Annotated in this window: 13 protein-coding genes; 5 read left to right on the forward strand and 8 right to left on the reverse strand. The window is 36.2% G+C overall.

From position 1 onward, the window contains the following. Window positions 1-213: 213 nt before the first annotated feature. A complete protein-coding gene (locus NLJ82_RS07545; RefSeq protein ID WP_000769281.1) occupies window positions 214-2,256 on the forward strand; it encodes a transglycosylase domain-containing protein in 2,043 nt (680 codons plus the stop codon). A gap of 95 nt (window positions 2,257-2,351) precedes the next feature. Here NLJ82_RS07545 and NLJ82_RS07550 read toward each other — a convergent pair whose 3' ends face one another. The 3 genes from NLJ82_RS07550 to NLJ82_RS07560 form a co-directional block, all read right to left on the reverse strand. Then, on the reverse strand, window positions 2,352-2,780 hold the full coding sequence (locus NLJ82_RS07550) for a hypothetical protein (protein WP_001265566.1): 429 nt from the start codon (window positions 2,778-2,780) through the stop codon (window positions 2,352-2,354). A gap of 195 nt (window positions 2,781-2,975) precedes the next feature. Beyond that, window positions 2,976-5,177, reverse strand: coding sequence for a Gly-Xaa-Xaa repeat protein (locus tag NLJ82_RS07555; protein WP_001060602.1), 2,202 nt, complete (start codon window positions 5,175-5,177; stop codon window positions 2,976-2,978). A 243-nt stretch (window positions 5,178-5,420) separates the two neighbouring features. Beyond that, window positions 5,421-6,692, reverse strand: a complete 1,272-nt coding sequence (locus tag NLJ82_RS07560) for a PAS domain-containing sensor histidine kinase (RefSeq protein WP_000937007.1) — start codon at window positions 6,690-6,692, stop codon at window positions 5,421-5,423. A gap of 160 nt (window positions 6,693-6,852) precedes the next feature. Here NLJ82_RS07560 and NLJ82_RS07565 point away from each other — a divergent pair, with 160 nt between their 5' ends. Continuing rightward, complete coding sequence (locus NLJ82_RS07565) at window positions 6,853-7,698, forward strand: DUF72 domain-containing protein (RefSeq protein ID WP_000897343.1); 846 nt, start codon at window positions 6,853-6,855, stop codon at window positions 7,696-7,698. A gap of 432 nt (window positions 7,699-8,130) precedes the next feature. Here NLJ82_RS07565 and NLJ82_RS07570 read toward each other — a convergent pair whose 3' ends face one another. From NLJ82_RS07570 to deoD, 4 genes are all read right to left on the reverse strand, one after another. Then, window positions 8,131-8,325, reverse strand: coding sequence for a DUF3924 domain-containing protein (locus NLJ82_RS07570; RefSeq protein WP_001094858.1), 195 nt, complete (start codon window positions 8,323-8,325; stop codon window positions 8,131-8,133). 119 nt (window positions 8,326-8,444) lie between these two features. Beyond that, window positions 8,445-8,975 carry a tyrosine-type recombinase/integrase gene (locus NLJ82_RS07575; RefSeq protein WP_000806236.1) on the reverse strand — a complete coding sequence of 177 codons (531 nt, stop codon included), beginning with the start codon at window positions 8,973-8,975 and terminating at the stop codon, window positions 8,445-8,447. 107 nt (window positions 8,976-9,082) lie between these two features. Continuing rightward, window positions 9,083-10,894, reverse strand: coding sequence for a sensor histidine kinase (locus NLJ82_RS07580; RefSeq protein ID WP_000797491.1), 1,812 nt, complete (start codon window positions 10,892-10,894; stop codon window positions 9,083-9,085). 156 nt (window positions 10,895-11,050) lie between these two features. Continuing rightward, a complete protein-coding gene (gene deoD / locus NLJ82_RS07585) occupies window positions 11,051-11,758 on the reverse strand; it encodes a purine-nucleoside phosphorylase (RefSeq protein WP_000110707.1) in 708 nt (235 codons plus the stop codon). A gap of 176 nt (window positions 11,759-11,934) precedes the next feature. On the opposite strand from deoD, the gene NLJ82_RS07590 reads away from it, so the two are divergent. Further along, complete coding sequence (locus NLJ82_RS07590) at window positions 11,935-12,723, forward strand: DUF8832 domain-containing protein (protein ID WP_000232628.1); 789 nt, start codon at window positions 11,935-11,937, stop codon at window positions 12,721-12,723. A 4-nt stretch (window positions 12,724-12,727) separates the two neighbouring features. On the opposite strand, the gene mprF is transcribed toward NLJ82_RS07590, so the two are convergent. Continuing rightward, window positions 12,728-15,313 carry a bifunctional lysylphosphatidylglycerol flippase/synthetase MprF gene (mprF, locus tag NLJ82_RS07595; RefSeq protein WP_000010860.1) on the reverse strand — a complete coding sequence of 862 codons (2,586 nt, stop codon included), beginning with the start codon at window positions 15,311-15,313 and terminating at the stop codon, window positions 12,728-12,730. 186 nt (window positions 15,314-15,499) lie between these two features. On the opposite strand from mprF, the gene NLJ82_RS07600 reads away from it, so the two are divergent. After that, window positions 15,500-15,889, forward strand: a complete 390-nt coding sequence (locus NLJ82_RS07600; RefSeq protein ID WP_000583786.1) for a hypothetical protein — start codon at window positions 15,500-15,502, stop codon at window positions 15,887-15,889. A gap of 21 nt (window positions 15,890-15,910) precedes the next feature. Then, window positions 15,911-16,402 carry a YpuI family protein gene (locus tag NLJ82_RS07605; protein ID WP_000067567.1) on the forward strand — a complete coding sequence of 164 codons (492 nt, stop codon included), beginning with the start codon at window positions 15,911-15,913 and terminating at the stop codon, window positions 16,400-16,402. Window positions 16,403-16,456 lie beyond the last annotated feature (54 nt).

Raw genomic sequence — 16,456 nt, forward strand, 5'->3', positions numbered from 1 at the left:
CAAAAACTTAACATAACTCTTATTGTTGTATTAATAATATTAATAATCAATATTGAATATCTTACTTGTAGAATGTCCTTTTCTTGCAAAAAGTATGAATGTGAAAGAAAAGCTTTACACTACAGGAAAGACTACGTTATTATAATAAATTTAAAAGGAGGTATATTCTTCCTTTTGAAAAGAAGAGTGTAAACAAACGAAGGAAGTGAACGAATGAAATTGAAGAACACTCACTTAAAAAAAATGCAGGAGTGGTTCAACAAGAGGAAGAAGCTTCGTAATTCATTAATTGTATTAGGAAGTTTGCTCGCTACTCTATTTATTGCTATAAATATAATAATTTCTATTCAAGACATATCTGAATTAAAGCAAGCTGTTCCGCAGCCGACCTTAATTTATGATGCAAATAATGAAGTTGCGACTAAATTAGCTTCTTCTAAAACAGAAGGCGTAAAAAAGAAAGATATTCCTGATATTATGGTTCAGGCCATTGTTGCAGTAGAAGATAAGGAATTTTTTAACCATCACGGGATTTACTATAGTGGAATTATAAGTGCAGTTTTTAAAAATATTACAGCAGGAGAAGTTGTAGCAGGGGGAAGTACAATTACACAACAACTTGCGAAAAATGTATTTCTGACACAAGACCGCACATACTCTCGAAAAATTAAGGAATATTTTTTAACAAAAAAAATAGAGCGTACGTATACGAAAGATGAAATCATTGAAATGTATATGAACCAAATTTATTTTGGTGAAGGTGCTTGGGGTATAAAAAGAGCAGCTAAATCTTATTTTGATAAAGATGTAAAAGATTTAACAATTTCAGAAGCAGCAACGATTGCGGGCTTGATTAAAGCACCATCTGCGTATTCACCTTATAAAAACTTTAACAAGTCAATTGAAAGACGTAATGTCGTATTAAGTTTAATGAAAGAGCAAGGGTATATTTCGGACGAACAGTATAATAAAGAAAAAGAGAGTGGACTTGTGTTAAAACGTGGCGTTGATGATAAATACAAGGGAAAATACTCTCAATATGTAGACTATATTGTTAGAGAGGCGATGGACAAGTACGAATTAACACAAAATGAAATTTTAGCAGGTGGTTATCGTATTTATACAGAGCTTGACCCGAAAAAACAACAGGCCGTAGAAGACGTTGTGAATAATGATAGTTATTTCAAAGATAGTGGCTCAGACCAACTCATGCAAACGGGTGTAGTTCTTATGAATCCCAAAACAGGTGGTATACCAGCTTTAGTTGGAGGCAGAGGGCCGTATCAGTTTTTACAGTTTAACCATGCAACCCAATTAAAAAGACAACCGGGCTCAACGTTAAAACCTTTGGCTGTATATGTACCAGCGTTAGAACAAGGATATGAAGTATACGATATATTAAAAGATGAACCATTTAACATTAAAGAATATAAACCACAAAATAGCGATCATACTTTTCACGGTGATGTGACAATGTATGAAGCCGTAGCAAAGTCGTATAATGTTTCAGCTGTGTGGCTATTAGAACAAATTGGATTAGATAAAGGATTGAAATCTTTAGAGCGATTTGGTATTCCATTAGTGCCAGAAGATCGTACGTATCCGATTGCTTTAGGCGGTATGCATGTGGGGACATCTCCATTTGTAATGGCTCAAGCATACAGTACATTTGCAAATGACGGAGTCCAAGTGGAAGCTCATGCAATTAGGGAGATACAAAATGCTGAAGGTGAAACGCTTGGAAAGTGGTATAAGAAAGAGACACGAGTGACGAGTGAGAAAGTTTCTCAAAAAATGACATATTTATTAAAAGGTGTTGTCGAAAAGGGCACGGGCGAAAAGGCAAAAGTTAATAATGTTGATACGGCAGGTAAGACAGGAACTACTCAAATTGTAAATGGCCCGAGCACCGGTGCAAAGGATTCATGGTTTGTTGGATACACACCAGATTTGGTAGGTGCGATTTGGGTAGGATATGATAAAACCGATAGCGATCATTATGTTCCGGGTGGTAGTCAAATTACGACGACAATGTTCCGGGATATTATGAAAAAAGCGAACGCAAATCCAGCTCAAAAAGCATTTCAGTTATCGCTCATTTCTGAGGCTGATTATAAAAAACAATTGACTACAATAGAAGAAGAAAAACGAAGAAAAGAAGAAGAGAAGAGAAGGAAAGAAGAAGAACAACAACGAAAACAAGAGCAACAAGAGTGGCTTGATAAAGTGAAAGAATGGATTCCTTCATTTTGGTAAAAGAAAGAGGCGAATAACGAAATTCGCCTCTTTTTTGTATGAAAAACAAAATGAAACTTTAAATGATAGAGATTTTCATCTATCCTTATTAGCTATTATTCGTTAAGTATAATGTTCGTACTGCCATAGGATTCGGAATCGTATGTGACACTTATTCTACCTTTGCTTATAGGTTCATAAGGTAATTCTTCTTCGTAATTACCGTTATTCTCATTGTGGATAGAAAGTGTAATTTCATCGATTTTTTTATTTGTATACTGATTTTTAATCGTTTCAGCAATTTGGAGTAACGCCTCGGAACTAGAAGCTTTCGTAATAAGCATTCCTTTTATAACCCTTTTTTCATTATTTGTGGAATTGGAATAAGGGATGTTGCTTTGTTTTGTATACAAAAGTTTGTATGGAGCAGTTTTTCTCTCTGCTTTTGATATAGTGGAATATTTTAGAGTTAAAAAAAATCCTACACATAAAATAATGCATACCATAAGTGCAAACCAAATGCGTATTAGTGACATAACTCTCATTTGCATCCCTCTTTCATATCTTTGACTTCACTATTTATCATACAAAATAAGGATTAAGATAGAGTAAATTTGAGGTAAAGAAACGTAAAGAAGGAGCACTTATCCTCCCAAATAAGTGCTCCTTTCTATATAAAGAGAGATTTAATGCACGGTTAAACGATACATATTATTTTAAATATACTTTTTAAGCGAAAATTAGTAAATTCGGAATACAGATAGTGTTGCTGTTGTATCGCCTGTGTTAGGAATAGAAATAGTGTTTGCTGTAGGCTGTATAGAAATCGTTGTACCAGCTTGTAAAGTAACAATTGTAGAGAAAGAAACAGCACTACCGATAACGTTAGTTGAGAAATTACGAGTAGGTGGTTGACCATTGAATGAAATACCGAATCCAAATGGTGAAGACCCTGGGAAAGTTGTAGACGCTGAGAAACTAATATCATATACGCCTGTTTCTAAAATCGTTAAAGTATCTGAAGTATCATTGAAAGAGATATTAGTTAATTCAAACACTTGATTGAATTGAAGGTTTGTTCCAGGTGATATAGTTTGTGGATTTGAGTTTCCGATTGCCGCGATCGTTACAGGAATTGGTGTACCCGCTGGTCCGGTTGCACCAGTAGCACCTTGAGCACCAGTAGCACCTTGAGCACCAGTAGCCCCTGTAGCGCCTGCTGGTCCTTGAGGCCCAGTAGCGCCCGCTGGCCCTTGAACGCCTTGAGGTCCTTGAGCCCCCGTAGCGCCAGTAGCGCCCGCTGGTCCTTGAACGCCTTGAGGTCCTTGAGCCCCCGTAGCGCCGGTAGCGCCCGCTGGTCCTTGAACGCCTTGAGGTCCTTGAGCCCCCGTAGCGCCGGTAGCGCCCGCTGGTCCTTGAACGCCTTGAGGTCCTTGAGCCCCCGTAGCGCCGGTAGCGCCCGCTGGTCCTTGAACGCCTTGAGGTCCTTGAGCCCCCGTAGCGCCGGTAGCGCCCGCTGGTCCTTGAACGCCTTGAGGTCCTTGAGCCCCCGTAGCGCCGGTAGCCCCTGCTGGCCCTTGAACACCTTGAGGTCCTTGAGCCCCCGTAGCGCCAGTAGCGCCCGCTGGTCCTTGAACGCCTTGAGGTCCTTGAGCCCCCGTAGCGCCGGTAGCCCCTGCTGGCCCTTGAACACCTTGAGGTCCTTGAGCCCCCGTAGCGCCGGTAGCCCCTGCTGGTCCTTGAACGCCTTGAGGCCCAGTAGCCCCTGCTGGCCCTTGAACACCTTGAGGTCCTTGAGCCCCCGTAGCGCCGGTAGCCCCTGCTGGTCCTTGAACGCCTTGAGGCCCAGTAGCCCCTGCTGGCCCTTGAACACCTTGAGGTCCTTGAGCCCCCGTAGCGCCAGTAGCGCCCGCTGGCCCTTGAACGCCTTGAGGTCCTTGAGCCCCCGTAGCGCCAGTAGCGCCCGCTGGCCCTTGAACGCCTTGAGGTCCTTGAGCCCCCGTAGCGCCAGTAGCCCCTGCTGGCCCTTGAACACCTTGAGGTCCTTGAGCCCCCGTAGCGCCAGTAGCCCCTGTTGCGCCTTGAGGTCCTTGAGCCCCCGTAGCGCCAGTAGCGCCCGCTGGTCCTTGAACACCTTGAGGTCCTTGAGCCCCCGTAGCGCCAGTAGCCCCTGTTGCGCCTTGAGGTCCTTGAGCCCCCGTAGCGCCAGTAGCCCCCGCTGGCCCTTGAACACCTTGAGGCCCAGTAGCGCCAGTAGCCCCTGCTGGCCCTTGAATACCTTGAGGCCCTTGAGGTCCAGTAGCGCCTTGAACACCTGCAGGTCCTTGAGCGCCTTGAGGTCCTTGAGGTCCAGTAGCACCTTGAGCCCCCGCTGGTCCTTGAGGCCCAGTAGCACCCGTAGCCCCCGTAGCCCCCGCCGGTCCTTGAGGCCCAGTAGCGCCAGTAGCGCCGGTAGCACCAGTAGCCCCTGTTGCGCCTCCGCCTCCAAGACAACCTGATCCGTATTGAACTAGGATAGCTTGGATCTCTGTTATAAGTTTAACTAGTTTGTCGGTCGTACAACAATCTACTTTGAATAACTTAGCGATATACAATAAATAATTAAGCAGGCTTTGTAGTTCAACGTACAACGCTCCGCATGAGAAAGGTGTTGTTCTTAAAATAGTTAATAGATTAGCAATGATAGAATTTCCAATTTGTTTTTGTGCTGGAGATAAATCTAAGCAATTGAGAAATTTTTGTAAGTTATTTAGGGCAGCGATTAAGTTATCGATATTATTTTGAGAAGGGTTTTGAAAGACAGCTTGAATAGCTTGGCCAAGAGCTTGAAGAAGTATGACAAATTCTGTAAGTTCGGACTTAGAGATGTTAATATGACTACAAGCTCTGACTTCGCAACAGTCATTACCATAAAATACTTTTCCTTTATTTTTATTGTTCATCTTTTCATTCCTTTCTTTCATAGAATCAATAGTCATTACTATATATTAAAATGAAATTTATACTAAATCCGTGATGGACAAACTACCATTTCTAAAAAAATAAGAAATTGGCCCGCTTGGCAAACAAATAAGTAAGATATAGAGAAGGTTTCATATAATGTAAAGAAGAAAAGTTCAACATAAAAAACTGCATGTCGATTGTTAAGGGATTTAACAATTGACATGCAGTTCGTGGATTGAATTTTATTTGTCTTGATTTAATCTTTCAAGGGCTGTTTTAGGTAAGATTGGAATTGAAATAGTAAAAGTAGTACCATCTTCATTACTAGTCATTTTTAATGTACCGTTATGATTTTGAATAATTTTTTTCGTTACTGCCAAGCCGAGTCCTGTACCGGAATCTTTTGTTGAGAAGAATGGATCAAAGATATATTCTTGAATCGCTGATGGAATACCAGTCCCATTATCAGTGAAAGTAATACGAACAAAATTATCTAGGCGGTAACTAGTAATTTGGATAGAAAGTTTTTTTTCCCCTTGAGCATCGACAGCGTTCTGGAATAAGTTTAAAAAAACTTGCACAAGTTCATGACGATCAATATGAACTAAAATATCATCTAATTCGGTAGAAAAATTATAATCAATTGAAATGTTATGTAAAAAGACTTCACTAGCTAGTAACTGTTGAATATACTCACGTAAAAATGTATTAATTGGAAAGGGTTCTCTTGTAAATTCACGTGTTTTTGAAATAGATAAAAATTTTGTAATGATACTATTTGCGCGATCTAATTCAGGAATAAGTAAGTTTTTAAATAGTTCTTTATTAGATGGAGAAACAGTTTCTTGTAAAAATTGTAAATAACCTCGTACGGTTGTAAGAGGATTACGGACTTCATGTGCAATACCAGCTGCGATTCGCCCTGCTAACGAAAATTTTTCTGCATCACGTTCTGTGTTTAAATAATGAAAGACACTAATAACTCTAAAAATTTCTCCGTTATAATCACGAATAATTCGGTTATTTAAAATACCATAGTTTTTGTCTAAAACTTCTTCATTATATATTTCTGTGCCTGTTCTTAATGTTTCAAGAGCTTTAATTTTTTCTTCAGGTAATTTTAGTAATTGTTGAATTGGCTTTCCGATTATATCATTTCGTACTACACCAAAATCATCTGCCGCAGCCTGATTACATAAAGTTATATTTCCCTTATTATCAACAAAGGTTACATGATGTGAAAAAGCATCAAAAATATGAACAAAGTATGTTTCAAGTTGTTTAAATAAAAATAATGAATCGCAAGTAAGCTGAAAATCAGCCTCTTTATTCTCTTTTTGTATGTTTTGAATAGAATGAGTTGATCTCGTTTTCTTTATTTGTAAACCAATCTGTGGATTTTTATATGTAAAATGATGTGGTAATTGATTCACAAGTTCTTCATAAAAACGTACTTTATTTTCTAATTCGTCTATTCGTTTTTCATGAGACACAATATCATCTTTTGGAAGCATAAATAAATAACCCCTCAATTTAAAAATTCTTCCATCTATTATATCATATTTTTATACGGATACTCTTAAAGAAGGGACTACTTAATGAAATTGATTGGTCGAAGTGTTCAGGAAGTGAGTAGAATGGATAGTAGGTGAAGTTAAAAAGGGAGGAATATATTTGCTTTTCATTGGAGTAACAGGGTGGGGAGATCATGATTCTTTATATATAGACCCCTATGAAAATAGAAATAAATTACGAACATATAGTGAGTATTTCCCTATAGTAGAAGTGGATAGTTCATTTTATGCGATGCAACCTGCACGAAACTATACAAAATGGGCAATGGAAACACCGAAAGATTTTTCTTTTATCGTCAAAGCATATCAAGGAATGACAGGACATATGAAAGGTGAAGTTCCTTTTTCTACGTTCGATGAGATGTTTGATGTATATAAACAATCTATTCTTCCTTTAATTGAAGCTGGTAAATTAAAAACCATTTTATTTCAATATCCACCATGGTTTGATTGTAAAAAGAAAAATGTAGATTTTCTTCGATATACGAAAGAAAAAATGGAAGGTTTGCCGTGTGCAATAGAATTTCGAAATCAAACATGGTTTTATCCAGAAATGAGAGATAAGACGTTACAGTTTCTAGAGCAAGAAAAATGGATTCATACAATTTGTGATGAGCCACAGGCAGGGATGGGTTCAGTACCACTCGTATTAGAAGTGACGAATGCAGAGATGGTGTTAATCCGTTTTCATGGCCGAAATGTTCATGGCTGGCTTGATAAAGGGGAAAATTGGAGAGCGGTTCGTTGCTTATATCGCTACAACAATAAAGAATTAGAAGAATGGGTAGAAAGACTAGAACAATTAAAAAAGCAGACAAAGGACATATACGTATTATTTAACAATAATTCAGGCGGAGATGCAGCTGATAATGCGAAACAGCTTATGAAAATGATGAACATTACATATGGTGAGCCAAAGCCTGAGCAATTAAATTTGTTTGAGTGATAATAAACAAGAAAGGCACTGTACAAACAGGGGGAATGTACAGTGCCTTTCTATATGAAAAAGAGGGGTAACAATGTTACTGAGCGTTTGGTTGATTCATCAATTGTTGGCTTCGTAATAAATGATAATGGTTATCATTATCATTGTCAATGGTTTTCCTGAAAATAAATAAAAAATTTTTTATGGGATAGTAACGATAGGGAGATCCCTAATAGGAGTTTGGCTAAAGTAAAGAATTGTTTCGAGGTAGATTTCCTGCAAACCCCTGATAATCAGTGAGGTTTTGTTCATCCCCCACTGATTATCAGCCCTCACCAATCGGGCTTTTACGGGCAGCCCGACCTCCATCTAACTTCTTTACTTCCGCTGAATTTTGAGGTGGGGGTCTTACTGCCCGTTAATGCGGGATAAAGTATAAAAAAAGAACAGCAATTAATGCTGTTCTTTTCCAGTGATGAATTGTTGTAAATCAAAAGGAGTTATCGCTTGGATAAATTCTTTTGAGATAAGTGTTTGAACAAGAGTGCTCTCAGAAATAGAAGCACCTGTTTTCTTTTCATAAGCTTGTTTTAATAAATCAAGTTTTTCAGCCGTTTCTTTCGGTAATTCAATTGTTAAAGTGTTCATAATTTCTCCCCCTTACTATTAGAGTACCACTACAATATAGGAGAGACAAGAAAAGAGAATGTGAAACATAAAAAAGGTTACCATTTATAAATGGTAACCTTTTTTATGTATAAGAGTTATTAAGCAATACCGATATACTTTAAAGTTTTTGATGGAGTACTATGATCAAAGAAGTGTTGTAAAAATGCGATATCAACACCTGATTTGTATGCACAATATCCCCAAGTTTTTCGAAGTGTATGTGAGCTAATCCCTTCTAATCCAACTTCTTTTGCAGCTTTGTTTAAAATGTACCACGCATGTTGTCTCGTAATAGATTTTGTTCCTTTTTGAGACTTTAATAATGGTTCATTACGTTTCCAAGTTTTACGTTCTTTCATGTAGTCTTCGATTGCGTGCTGTAAGTCTTCATTTACAGCGAACCATTTATGTTTCTTTACTTTTTCATTGTAAAATAAAATGGAATGGCGAACATTTTCATTTTCATCGATTACATCACTAACTTTTAATTGTAAGATTTCACTTACTTTTAAGCCAGAATTTACAGCTAATACGAATAATAAGCCATCACGTTTCGAAGATTGTAAAAGTATATTTTTGATAGTTTCTAATTGTTTTTCATTTTGAATAGGTTGTCCTGCTTGTTTCATTTCACGCACTCTCCTCTTTTATATGTGTAAAGGAAAGGATTAACTTGTTTCTAACTATAAAGGGAGAGTGTGAATTTCATGTGAACTCCTAGTGAAATTAAGACAAATTATTTGACTTCTTTTACTTTTTGTAAATTAAAGTAGAATACAACACTATTAGTCGTATTATATACACCATACTCGGCATGGTGGAGGTCTAAAATATTTTTAACAATAGATAATCCAAGACCAGTACCACCAGTATGACGGCTACGCGATGCATCTAAACGGTAGAAACGATCCCAAATTTTTTCAAGACTGTCTTCTGGAATAGGGTTTCCTGTGTTTTCGATTTCAACTTTTACTGTATCTTCCATTTCTATAACGGAGACTTGTATTTTTTCTCCATCTGGCGTATAGCGAATTGCATTGCTAAGTAAGTTCACAACTACTTGTTCAATTCGACTACGATTCGCTTTCACAAATATAGAAGGGTCTACATCTATATTCACTTGTAAATGTTTTTCCTCCATGCTAAATAATAACTTTGTATAGACTTGTTGAATTAGTTCACCGATTGAGAATGTCGTCATATCTAGCTTGTACGTACCTGATTCTAATTTTGCTAATTCTAACATTTCAACAATAAGTCTGTTCATGTTTTCGGTTTCTTCTAAAATAACATCTGTGTAATACGTCGTATCTTTACTAACGCCATCTTTAATTCCTTCTGCGAAACTTCTAATTACACTAAGTGGTGTTTTTAATTCGTGTGATACACCAGAAATGAATTCTTTTCGCGTTTTCTCTAATTGACGTTCACGTTCAATATCTTGTTGTAATTTTGTATTGGCAACATTTAATCGATCAATTCGGTCTTTTAAATTTACAGATAACGTATTAATACTACCGGAAAGCCCTCCAATTTCATCGTCTGCTGTTACAGGTAATTTCTCGCTAAAATCAAAATTGGCCATTTTTTTTGTAACACGATTCATTTTAATTAATGGTTTCACAATAATTTTTGAGTAGTAGAAGGATAACAAAATAATTACGAGAAATACGATGATTAAGGCATAGACATAATAATCTTTCAAAACGAGCATCGCTTCATTAACAGGTTGCAAGGATGCTATCGCAAAAGCATATTCTGTAATCTTTCCATTTTCCATAATAGGCTTTACAAAGATGCTATTTTTTATATTCTCTTCACTATCTAGTAGAAAATAGCTTAATTGATGCGAGTTAGCAGTACCATTTCTAATAATATCTGCAAAATATTGAACGGCTTGTAATGTTTCAAAATCATTTGCAAGACGAACATCCGCTTTGGATGGAAGCTGTAACTTAGAAACAATACCAGTAAACTCAATTTGAGTCACAGGTTTGTATCGGCTTGTAATTCTATTTTTAGAAGGATTGCCATTAATGGATGAAAAATCTGAATTGATACGTTCGTTTTGCCATCGATTATAACTTGTTGTCAATTCTAGTGGTGTTATTATTTTCCCTCGTACCCAACCGACGACGTTGATCATGTCATCTTTTTTCAATCCTAAGTTTTCAAATTTTTTATATTCTTCGGGCGTTAAAAGATTATTGAGCGGAATGGAATATGCTTCACTATTTTTAGGATTAATTACATCAATATAGTAATTGTTGTCACTTTTAATAATGCCTTCAGGAGATAGAAATTGCATATCAGCATTTGTTTTATCATGAAATTCTTGTTTTAGTTTTCGAATTTCTTCATAACTTTTCCCACTTTTTTCGTACGTATCTACGAAATCCTCAAAAGCAGTTTGAACTGTTTTTACTTTTTTATTAATATAAAATTTCTCTAAAAATAGAGATTGTCCTAGGAAAAATAGGAGGAATATGATTGTAAATAATGTCGATGTTAATAAGAATAGTTTAAAGACGATACTTCTGTTTTTCACTGCGTCACCTCTTGTGAGAAATACTGTAAATGATTTCTTAATTATAACAAACGTTACAAAAAAGTAGAGGAGAAAATCTGTCTCTTCTGAAAGTAGTTTTTAATAAAAAGTCACATAAAAAGAACTCGACAGACGTATGACGAGTTCTTTAATGTATTATTGTTGAATTGCTGCATCTAAAGCGATTTCAATCATTTCGTTAAATGTAGTTTGACGCTCTTCAGATGTTGTTTCTTCACCAGTGAAGATGTGATCACTTACTGTTAAGACAGATAATGCATTTACACCGTATTTCGCTGCTAATGTGTAAAGCGCAGTTGTTTCCATTTCTACTGCTAGTACACCGTAATCTCCAAGCTTTTTCACCATGTCCATGCTCTCACGGTAAAATACATCTGCTGTTAAAACGTTACCAACACGAACGTGTAGGCCTTTTTCAGTTCCAGCATCGTAAGCTTTCTTTAGAAGGTCGAAGTTTGCAGCTGGTGCAAAATCAAATCCTGGGAATGTTAAACGGTTCATATTAGAATCCGTACAAGCTGTCATTGCAATAATAACGTCACGTACTTTTACGTCTTTTTGAATAGCACCGCAAGTTCCAACGCGAATTAAATTTTTAACTCCGTAGCTTTGGATTAATTCGTTTACATAAATAGAAATAGAAGGAACACCCATACCTGTACCTTGCACAGATACACGTTTTCCTTTATAAGTTCCAGTGAATCCTAACATGCCACGAACGTTATTATAGCAAGTAACGTCCTCTAGAAATGTTTCAGCAATATATTTTGCACGCAATGGATCACCAGGTAATAGAATAGATTCAGCGATTTCACCTTGTTTTGCTTCAATATGTACACTCATGAAAAGTCCTCCTTATAATGTATTGATAGAAATCAATATCATTTGCATTATACACTATGAATCCTTTCAATTAAAATCTTTTTTATCCTTTGTAATATGTGCAAAACAGAAGGATTTCATAAATCATAATCTAGAATATATATGAAAGAAGTTTTGTATGAATAGAGACTATAAAAATGGTAGGTGATGTTTTGAAAAATCTTGTCATTGGACTTGTTGCTTTGTTATTTGTTGTAGTAGGCGGATTTTACATAAAAAAGTATCAGGAAACTACAGAGACTGTAGGTGATGTTCAGGAAGTAAAATGGGATGTATCAAATGGAAAAGGAAATGAGAAAGCAAATATTTCATTTCAATTATTAAATAATAAAAATAACGAAGTTCGTGGTGTGAACGATCAAATTCGGGCAGTTATTGTAGACGGACAATTAAAACATGTACAACAAATGAAACCTACATTCGCAGGAAATGGATCATATAAAGTATCTTCTAAAATAGCGAAAGATGAAGGATATACAATATTTTTATATGAAGACAAAAATAAGTCTGTGCAATCATTTGCGAAGAAAGATTTTGGGAAAGAAATAGACGAGAAAAATAAGAAAAAAGTAAAATTTCCAATCGATAGTGTACTTACAAAAAAAATAGGGGAGTATGAAGTTTCTCTTTTATTCGGTGCACTGCATCCGAATGAGCCAGTGACGTTAACATTTCAATTTCAAGCGAAAAAGGGTGAGAAATTGAAATTACATGCAGAGAGAGGAGAAGTGGAGGCGCTCTATATTGTGGATGAAACGAGAGAAAATTTTTTATATGCAATCCCTGTTGATACAGAGGGACAATTACAATACCGTATTACATTTCCCGTTGAAGGAACGTACAAAATATGGGGAGATTTCTATATAAATGGTAAGAAATATGAAAAAGAATTTATTGTACAAGTTCAAAAAAGAAAAAACAGCTAACTATTTAGCTGTTTTTTCTTTTTCCTATTAATTTTGTTACAGAGAGCATTGTAATTGGTAAAGAATGATTCTTTCTAAATGCTAAATATTTACCGCTCCATGTTGGTTTATATTTTTCTTTAAAATGTCGTAACCCGCTGAAACTATATGTGTAACGAACATTATTAAAGATGGCAGCGGCAACTCGTTCAGACCAGAAAGATTGTGTCGATAAACCTACATTCGAAAGTGGCGCCATGCCAATATTAAAGGAGTGGTATTCATTTTCTTTTGCCCACTGGAATAGGTGGATGAAAATGGCATCCATAATGCCGCTAGGTGCATCTGGATAATACCGCATTAAATCAACAGACAATGATCCGTCTTGATATACGGGCATAAATGTCGTGAATGCAATGATTTTTCCATCTGCATCAGATAATGTAGCGATAGGAGCACGGCTAATATATTCACGATCAAAGTATCCGAGTGAGAAACTTTTCTCTTTTTTTCCACCGAGCCACGCATCTGAAACTTTTTTTAATTCTTCAAATAGTTCATCTGAGAACGGCGGCTGGTGAATAGAGAATGTATAGCCTTCTCGTTCAAAACGGTTGAAAGTCGCTCGCATACCGGCGCGTTTTTTTCCTGTTATTGTAAATGTATTCAAATCAACGACAGCTTCTTCACCAAGCTTAAAGAAGTTGTAACCAAAATCATGATATAAACTCATCCATTTACTTTCGATTTGGTAGAATACACAAATGTACCCAAATCGGTCAGCTTCAGCTAAAAACTCTTGTAACACAGTACGGTAGGAGGAAGGATCTCCAATTGGATCACCTAGTACAACAAGACGTTTTCCAGTTATAGAGAAGAGAAGGAGCGCTTTCCCATCACTACTAAAGAAGAATTGTTTATCGCCTAAGAAACCTAAATGACTAAGTACATTTCCGCCATGTTCATCTAAAAAGTTTTGTAATCTTTTATCATTAGCTGGTTGCCCGGGAAATTCATTTCGATAACGATTAGCAATGAGTGAGCCAATCAGTAAAAATGTAGGAACGAAAAAGGCAGCTGCTAATGCACTTCGTTTTACTTGCGTAATATTACGAACGACAAAATCAGGTTTAAAAGCTTCTTTTGCACCTGCAAATAAAATACCTAAGTTTTTATATAAATATAAAGTTATAAGTAAGAATATAAAAACTTTTACGATATCAGAAAGTGAGACTTCCATTTTCTCGCGTACAAATCTTTTACGAAGCATATATAATACAGCGAGTACAATTAATAAAATAAACGTTTCTTCAATATCAATCCCTTTTAGCGTATTAAAGATAGCTGCTCCGATTAAAGAAATAATCGTCATATAGTAAGAACGCTTTGTTCCATAATATATGCCTCGTGAAAGGATCAGGAGGAGAATACCGAATGTTAGTGATAAGCTAAAAGAAAATTGAATAAGATGTTTTGGAGCTAGAATATGTAAGGCGTGTGCTCTGTTTATACTTGTCGGTAGAATGGTCGATAAAATAACCATTAATCCAGCAAATACTGTTAAAGCAGCAGAGGCCCACGAACCTAGTTTTCCTAGAAAATCACGCTGCAAAGTCCATATAACACCAGTTGTTTCTAATGCAGGCGCAATAAAAGGTTTGTCTTCAAACTTTTTAATGGCCACGCCTGTCATTTCAAAAGCTGCAAAAATAAGACCAAGGCAGAATGGTAAAATGTAATAGACGAGGCGATATAATAACATAGCAGGTAGTAATACGCCTGTATCAATGCCATATTGTCCGAGCCCAGTTAAAAAGACAAGGTCAAATGAACCAAGTCCACCAGGTACAAGACTAACAACACCAGCTAAAGCAGCAATTACATACACACCTAAAAACTTTTGAAATTCGATATCAATGCCAAATAATATTAGTATGACGTACATAACAATACCAGCAGATACCCACTCAACTAATGAAACTAATGAGTATAAAACAGTTGGATTTTTCTCTTCTTCTCGTTCATCTTGTCCTTCGGTTTGCTTTGGTTTTCTATTTTTTAGTTTAGAAAAGCCAATGTATATAGGGACGAAAAGGGCGAAGAAGATCAAAACAGGCCATAGCCACGGTTTTTCATGCAAAATAAAACTTGTGTCTAATATTCCAATAAGGCCGAGGAATGAAAGAATAGCGAGTCCGTTAATAAAAGCAGTTGTCATCCAGGCGATACTTTTAATCAGCTTGCCATTTTCTTTTATGTATGGACGATAAAGCATCGTACGTACACCCGCTCCAACGAGACCACCAAATCCAATAAATCCATTTAAGGTATTAGCAATCCATGAGATACGAAAAATCTTTTGGACAGGTATATCAGCTTTTAAATAACGAAGCATAACATAGTCGTAAAAGAACATTGTTGATACGGCAAATGCACCAAGTGTAATGGCTAAAAAGACTCCTCCGGTTGGAATGTTTTTAATTGTATTGATTGCTTCTAAAAAAGAAATGCCTGCTAATTCTTTTTTTGCTTGAAAGAATACAATGGTTAATACAACAAATGGGAAGATAATTTTCCCGATTTGTAAGAAACGTTTCCATGAAAACGACATAAATACAACTCTCCTTGTATAAGAAAACTGAGACAATAATATTATTATGACAAACTTCAAGAAAAATAAAAAGGTAAATTCCTGTATAAGGAAGCTATTTTTTATAAGGGTTATATTTAAAAGAGTATTTCGTTTGTCAGAAAATTAAGTTAAAATAAATTGAAAGAAGGAAGAGAGGGGAAGTAGATGATTATAATAGGTTATGCGGGATATGAGCTAGAGAAAGCAAAACCTAATACGTCAGAAGATTTTTTTAATAGATCTGAAGTGACATATATATTAAATGATAAAGAAAGAACCTTTTCTGTTTTATATGTTCGGTATTTTGAAGAAGTTGTACAAGAAATTACTCCTTTTGAAGGAAATCCGGTATGTAAAGTAGAAAATCAAGACATATATTTGCGGGATATTGTAGCGATCTGTTGTTTACTGAAAGAGAATGAGCTTCGCATGCAAAAACGTTTGTATTTAAATAATATAGAAGAATTCCAACAATATTTTGATGAGGAAATAGTCGTGAAAGTACAAGAAATATTGGCTGAATTACATAAAAATAAAAGAGTAGAAATAGAGTGAACTGGCAAAGGAGAGGGAAAAATGTCTAATCTAATGGTGGAAAATCAAACAGAACAAGTTTCTATGTTTTTAGAAGATGTTATTCATTTGATAACCAATTATGTAAATTATCATACGTTGCCTTCTTTATTAGAAGAGACACCGGCAGGAAACGAACAATATTATAAAGGGTTATTAGCGTCAATAAGACGTCTTCTCGTTTTTTGTGAAGAAGGACATGATGCGTGTTTTGTTTTGTTAAATAGCCAGCCATTTCGAAAGACAGCAGCTGAAAAGATTTTATATAAAATTTATCATCAAGTAATTGCAGAGTTTTTTTCACCAAAGAGTGATCATTGGTATGAAAATAGTCGGTCTGCTTATACAGGGAAAAACTCCATCGTTTTTCAACAAACACCACCTGCATCTGTAGAGGAAGTAATGAAGAGCTTAGAGGGGAAATTCCAATTGATGCGTGAAGAATTAGAATATTATGAGACGGATTATCAAACAAAGATGTTACACAAATATTAACTGCGAAAAAGAAGCTGAGGGGACTTAGCTTCTTTTCCTTTTGTACAGTTATAT

It is taken from the genome of Bacillus paranthracis (assembly GCF_024296885.1).
Taxonomy (GTDB): domain Bacteria; phylum Bacillota; class Bacilli; order Bacillales; family Bacillaceae_G; genus Bacillus_A; species Bacillus_A paranthracis.

What these genes read in the sequence shown, in the direction of transcription:
- NLJ82_RS07545 (WP_000769281.1), top strand. Translation starts at nt 214, where the DNA reads ATGAAATTGAAGAACACTCACTTAAAAAAAATGCAGGAGTGGTTCAAC.
- mprF (WP_000010860.1), bottom strand. Translation starts at nt 15,313, where the DNA reads ATGTCGTTTTCATGGAAACGTTTCTTACAAATCGGGAAAATTATCTTC.
- NLJ82_RS07575 (WP_000806236.1), bottom strand. Translation starts at nt 8,975, where the DNA reads ATGAAACAAGCAGGACAACCTATTCAAAATGAAAAACAATTAGAAACT.
- NLJ82_RS07555 (WP_001060602.1), bottom strand. Translation starts at nt 5,177, where the DNA reads ATGAACAATAAAAATAAAGGAAAAGTATTTTATGGTAATGACTGTTGC.
- deoD (WP_000110707.1), bottom strand. Translation starts at nt 11,758, where the DNA reads ATGAGTGTACATATTGAAGCAAAACAAGGTGAAATCGCTGAATCTATT.
- NLJ82_RS07570 (WP_001094858.1), bottom strand. Translation starts at nt 8,325, where the DNA reads ATGAACACTTTAACAATTGAATTACCGAAAGAAACGGCTGAAAAACTT.
- NLJ82_RS07590 (WP_000232628.1), top strand. Translation starts at nt 11,935, where the DNA reads ATGGTAGGTGATGTTTTGAAAAATCTTGTCATTGGACTTGTTGCTTTG.
- NLJ82_RS07600 (WP_000583786.1), top strand. Translation starts at nt 15,500, where the DNA reads ATGATTATAATAGGTTATGCGGGATATGAGCTAGAGAAAGCAAAACCT.
- NLJ82_RS07605 (WP_000067567.1), top strand. Translation starts at nt 15,911, where the DNA reads ATGTCTAATCTAATGGTGGAAAATCAAACAGAACAAGTTTCTATGTTT.
- NLJ82_RS07550 (WP_001265566.1), bottom strand. Translation starts at nt 2,780, where the DNA reads ATGAGAGTTATGTCACTAATACGCATTTGGTTTGCACTTATGGTATGC.
- NLJ82_RS07560 (WP_000937007.1), bottom strand. Translation starts at nt 6,692, where the DNA reads ATGCTTCCAAAAGATGATATTGTGTCTCATGAAAAACGAATAGACGAA.